The organism is Halomonas cibimaris, from assembly GCF_039537045.1.
GTDB lineage: Bacteria > Pseudomonadota > Gammaproteobacteria > Pseudomonadales > Halomonadaceae > Vreelandella > Vreelandella cibimaris.
The window spans coordinates 1-4,769 of sequence record NZ_BAAAZT010000047.1; the positions used below are offsets into that span (position 1 = coordinate 1).

The following is a 4,769-nucleotide window of genomic DNA, read 5'->3' on the forward strand; positions in this document are numbered from 1 at the left end:
ACAGCTGCCGGCTCCACTCGACCCTTGGCTACCACGCGCCGAGGGAGATCGAGAAAATCGCGGAAGCAGCTTAATAAAAGTGTCCGCTACGACTTGACCAGAACAATGTACGTCAAGCAGTAGGTACGTTGAGCGGCCTGCACTTTACGCCGTGCGTGCTTTAGACAGTGCGCGCTTTAGACCGTACGCGCTTTAAACCGTATGTACTCTAAACAGTACTCGCGATGCACTATGCACTTTGGCTGCTTATTCCCGAGGTTTCAAGAAAGCGGCGTGCAGCGCCGGCTTCGCCCGGCGGCGCTGTGCGCGTGCTATTTGCGCAGTGACTGGGTCAAGCGATCCAGCAGCATGGCCAGGATGACCACGGCAATGCCGGCCTCAAAGCCATCCCCCGGACGCAGGCGCTGAATGGCGCGCCAGACTTCGCTGCCCAAGCCGTCGGCACCGATCATCGCCGCGATGACCACCATGGAAAGCGCCAGCATGATGGTCTGGTTGATGCCCGCCATCAGCGTCGGCAGGGAAAGCGGCAGCTGCACTTTAAAAAGCTTCTGGCCCCGGGTTGCCCCGTAGGCATCCGCCGCTTCGATAAGGTCTACCGGCACCTGGCGAATGCCCAGGGTGGTAAAGCGGATGGCCGGCGGCATGGAGAAAATCACCGTGGCAAAGATCGCTGAAACCGAGCCGATGCCGAAAAACGGAATCGCCGGAATCAGATACACAAACGCCGGCATGGTCTGCATGAAGTCCAGCAGCGGCATGATGGTCCGATACAGCCGTTCAGACAGCGCCGCGGCGATGCCTACCGGCAGCGCGATGACCACAGCCACCAAAGTGGCGATGACCACCAGGGTCAGCGTCTCGATCATCGGATCCCAAAGGCCCATGTTCCAGATCAGCGCAAGCCCGGCGGCGGCGCCGATGGCCAGGCGAACGGAGGAGGCGCGCCAGCACAGCGCGACAATGATCGCCATCAGCGCCCACTCGGGCAGCCACATCAGCGCGTCGTTCAGCCCGTCTATGCCGGTTTGGGTGATGCCGGAAATGCCCCGGGTGACCACGGAATACTCGCTGGTCAGCCAGTTCAGCCCGCCCTCGATCCAGCCCCCAAGGGGAATGCGTACGATATCCATCATTGCTCTCCTGCCCGTGCGAGTTCGTTCAGAACGCCACCTTTCACCACTACGCCGAGAAGACGCTGCTGGTCATCCTCCACGGCAATGGGGAAGCTTTTCTCGCTGAACATGGCAAACAGGTTCTGCAGCGGCTCATCGGGCTTGACGCGGCGGAAGTCCTGAGTCACGTACTCGGCGATGGTGTCGGCACCCTGATCGGCCGCCTGGCTGGCAGCATCCACTTCCAGCAGGCCCACCAGTTTGCGGTTGCGGTCAGTGACGTAAATGGAGTCAATGCTGTTTTCGCGCATCTTGTACAGCGCGGTGCGCGGGCCGTCGCTTTCCCGAGCGGTTTCACGCACCCGGCGCATGGCGCTTTCTGCGGTAAGAATGCGCGACATGTCCACCCCTTCGATGAAGCGGCGCACGTAGTCGTCGGCAGGGCGGGTCAGGATTTCTTCGGGCGTGCCGATCTGGACAATTTCGCCGTCTTTGAGCAGCACGATGCGATCGCCAATGCTTAGCGCCTCATCCAGATCGTGGGTGATAAACACCGTGGTCTTTTTCGTCTTGGCCTGCAGCTGCATGAGCTCTTGCTGCATGTCCTTGCGAATCAGCGGATCAAGCGCAGAAAAGGCCTCGTCCATCAGCAAAACGCTGGCATCGTTGGCCAGCGCCCGGGCCAGGCCTACGCGCTGCTGCATACCGCCGGAAAGCTGGTTGGGGTAGGCATCTTCCCAGCCGTCAAGCCCGACCTGGTGCAGCGATTCTCGGGCCAGCTTGTGCCGCTCGTCTTTGCTCACGCCGCGAATTTCCAGGCCGAACTCGGCGTTTTTCTGCACCGTGCGGTGGGGGAAGAGGGCAAAGTTTTGAAACACCATGGAAAAGTGCCGGCGACGACACTCCAGCAGGGCCTTGTCGCTTAGCGTGGGGATATTCTCGCCGTCGATGACGATTTCCCCTTCGGTGGTTTCAATCAGGCGGTTGAGACAGCGGATCAGGGTGGATTTACCGGAGCCTGAAAGCCCCATGACCACCAGCAGCTCTCCTTCGTGAACGTCGAATTCGATATTGGAAAGCCCCAGCGTTTGGCCGGTTTTTTCCAGAATTTCCGGACGTTTAAGGCCTTGGTTGCGCAGTTCCAAAGCTTTTTGGGGGTTTTTGCCAAAAACTTTGCTTAACCCGCGCACCTTAATCTTGACGTTTTGTTTGTCGTCCATCGGCGATGCCTGGTTGGTGAGAAGAATACACGCTCATGACAAAAGCACGATCGCCGCCTGCTGAGCCGGATAACCGGTTCAGCCCGACTGGCGCCGAAACCATAATGAAAAAGGCGTGCAATACGTAAGTATTATTAAATTATATTATACACCAATATTTACAGGCTGTCACAACGCCCGGCCGGCGGGGCCTGGCGGCCCTGAATGTAGAGAATAAACGCCGCACTTTGATCGCTGATGTCTAGCCTCGGTTTCATGCATCCGGTATGATGCGCCTCGCACACGGGCCTATAGCTCAGTTGGTTAGAGCAGGGGACTCATAATCCCTTGGTCGGCGGTTCGAGTCCGCCTGGGCCCACCAATAAGAGCAATATCGTACGCCACCATCGTCAAAACACCCTCCGTTAGCTTGAAAGCCGTCACTTGCCATAAACGTCTGGCCCGCTTTTGCTTGCCTATGCCACGTTAAAATAGCGCAGAGAGCTCGTTTACGCGCAGTAAAGCGTGTCTTTTCGCTGTTTTTGCCTTGTCTGGCTTAGGCCCGTTTCTTTTCAGGCAAAGCCCAGTACGGCAGGGGGATTGCATATAGTTAAGGTTTTTCTTATATGATTCTGGCCCCCCTGCATCGCTGGCGTCTTGCCGGCCCCGGGATTGCGCTCATCAGCCTTGTGGGCATCTGGCTTGCCAGCACGCTGGGCGTTTTTCAACTTCCCGATGCCTGGGTGCAGGGGCAGTATCATCGACTTACCCCCGTAGGCAGGCCCACGCCTCGGGTCGTGCTGGTGGAAGCCGACTTTGAACAGCGCCGGCAACCGGCGTGGCGTGCGCTTGTCGAGCGGCTTGAGCGGCTTGACCCGGCCGGCATCGGGTTTTTGCACCCGCCTGCGACGCTTTCCGAAACACAGCGTGCAAGGCTGCGCGAATCTGGCGTGATTGTCGGACAGACGACAGCCCAGACATCAAGCACGGGCAGTGTTCTGACGCTGCCCCCGGCCCAGAGCCTGAGCCGTATGAGCGTGCACGTGCCCCGTATTGTTGAAAACGGCGAGCGCTACGTTACCACCGAGGCAGCGCTGGCGAGCCGTGCCCTGGAGGCAAGAGCGGCTGAGGACGCCTTTCTGATCGATTTTCGTCCGGGGATGAACTATCTGCCGGTACTTCAGACCGAGCGGGTGCTGCGCGGCGATATCACCCGCGACCTGGTTGCGAACCGAGCGGTGCTGATAGGGCGGCGCATGGATCCGACCAATCCGACGCTGTTCACCCCCTTGCCGCAAGAGGCGAGGGTTTCCCGGCTGATGTATGCCGGCTATACGGTGGATACGCTGATGCGCGGCCGGCCATTGCAGCGCACCGCCTGGTGGCAAAATATATTGCTGTCACTCACCGTGCTGGGCGTCTCGGTGCTGTTGTATTTTCGGCTTGGCGTGCGGCATTCTCTGGGGGTTTGTATCGGGGGCGGCCTGCTTTTGCTGGTGGCCGGCTGGCTTTCGCTCCATTTTGTAAGTCGCGTTTTTCCGGTGATTGAGCTGATCGCTTATCATCTGCTGCTTTGGTATTTGCTCTCCCGACGTGAACAGCGCCACGAATCCGCAACCGTGCATACGCTTTTGCGTGCCAGCAGCGGCCGCCTGCATGATCGTTTGCTGCCTTCGGATTTCAACGCCAGCCAGGACCCCTGGGGGCAGATTATTCTGCTGACCACCCAGATACTCCACCTCGACCGCATTATCCTGCTGGAGCGCCGGGGCAGCGCCAAGCATCTGCGCGAGATAAAGGCGTATCGCTGCTCTATTGAAGATATTGACGAGCGCCGTCGCGATTTCGAGCGCACGCCTTACTCGACTGCACTGGAAGAGGGCGGGCCGATTATTCTGTCGAAAACCTTTTTGAAAAACCCCATGCCGGGCGGGCGGCAGTTTCTGGTGCCGCTGGAGTTTAACGGCCAGCTGCTGGGTTTTCTAAGCGGAGAAGTGGACGAACCAACGCTTGACAGTAATCCGCTGTTTTTCTCCTTGCTGCGGGATATCAGCAACCAGATCGGTGAGCTTGTTTATCAGCGTCAGCGCTGGCAGCTTTTTCAGCAGAGAAAAAAGAGCCGCTGGCAGCGCCTGATGCGCCTTGATGCGGTGGAAAGCGAATACGAAGCGCTGGGCGAGACGCTGCAGGTTTTTTCGCGCAGGCTTGCGCTGTTGGAAAATGTTTTCAGCTTGCTTCACACCAGCACGATTCTCTATGACCTTTTCGGGCAGGTCATACAGGTCAATCGCAAAATGGAGGCGCTGGTTACGCGCTCCGGGCTGTCCGTTTTCACCATGACCGCCGCCGATGTTCTGGTCAAGTCGTAGCGGACACTTTTATTAAGCTGCTTCCGCGATTTTCTCGATCTCCCTCGGCGCGTGGTAGCCAAGGGTCGAGTGGAGCCGGCAGCTGT

General features: G+C 58.5%; 3 protein-coding genes and 1 tRNA gene. 2 read left to right on the forward strand and 2 right to left on the reverse strand.

Annotation, left to right across the window (positions count from 1 at the left end; genetic code table 11):
• Positions 1-311: 311 nt before the first annotated feature.
• On the reverse strand, positions 312-1,133 hold the full coding sequence (locus ABD654_RS05715) for an ABC transporter permease (protein ID WP_344703158.1): 822 nt from the start codon (positions 1,131-1,133) through the stop codon (positions 312-314).
• Positions 1,133-2,335: a quaternary amine ABC transporter ATP-binding protein gene (locus ABD654_RS05720; RefSeq protein ID WP_344703154.1), complete on the reverse strand. Its 1,203-nt coding sequence runs from the start codon at positions 2,333-2,335 to the stop codon at positions 1,133-1,135. Before ABD654_RS05720 ends, ABD654_RS05715 begins: the two co-directional genes overlap by 1 nt.
• Before the next feature lie 284 nt (positions 2,336-2,619).
• Between ABD654_RS05720 and ABD654_RS05725 the strand changes: the two genes are divergently transcribed.
• Positions 2,620-2,696 (forward strand) — tRNA-Ile (locus tag ABD654_RS05725).
• 244 nt (positions 2,697-2,940) lie between these two features.
• Positions 2,941-4,683 (forward strand): CHASE2 domain-containing protein, encoded by a 1,743-nt coding sequence (locus ABD654_RS05730; protein WP_344703156.1) that lies wholly within the window; start codon positions 2,941-2,943, stop codon positions 4,681-4,683.
• Positions 4,684-4,769: the final 86 nt, after the last annotated feature.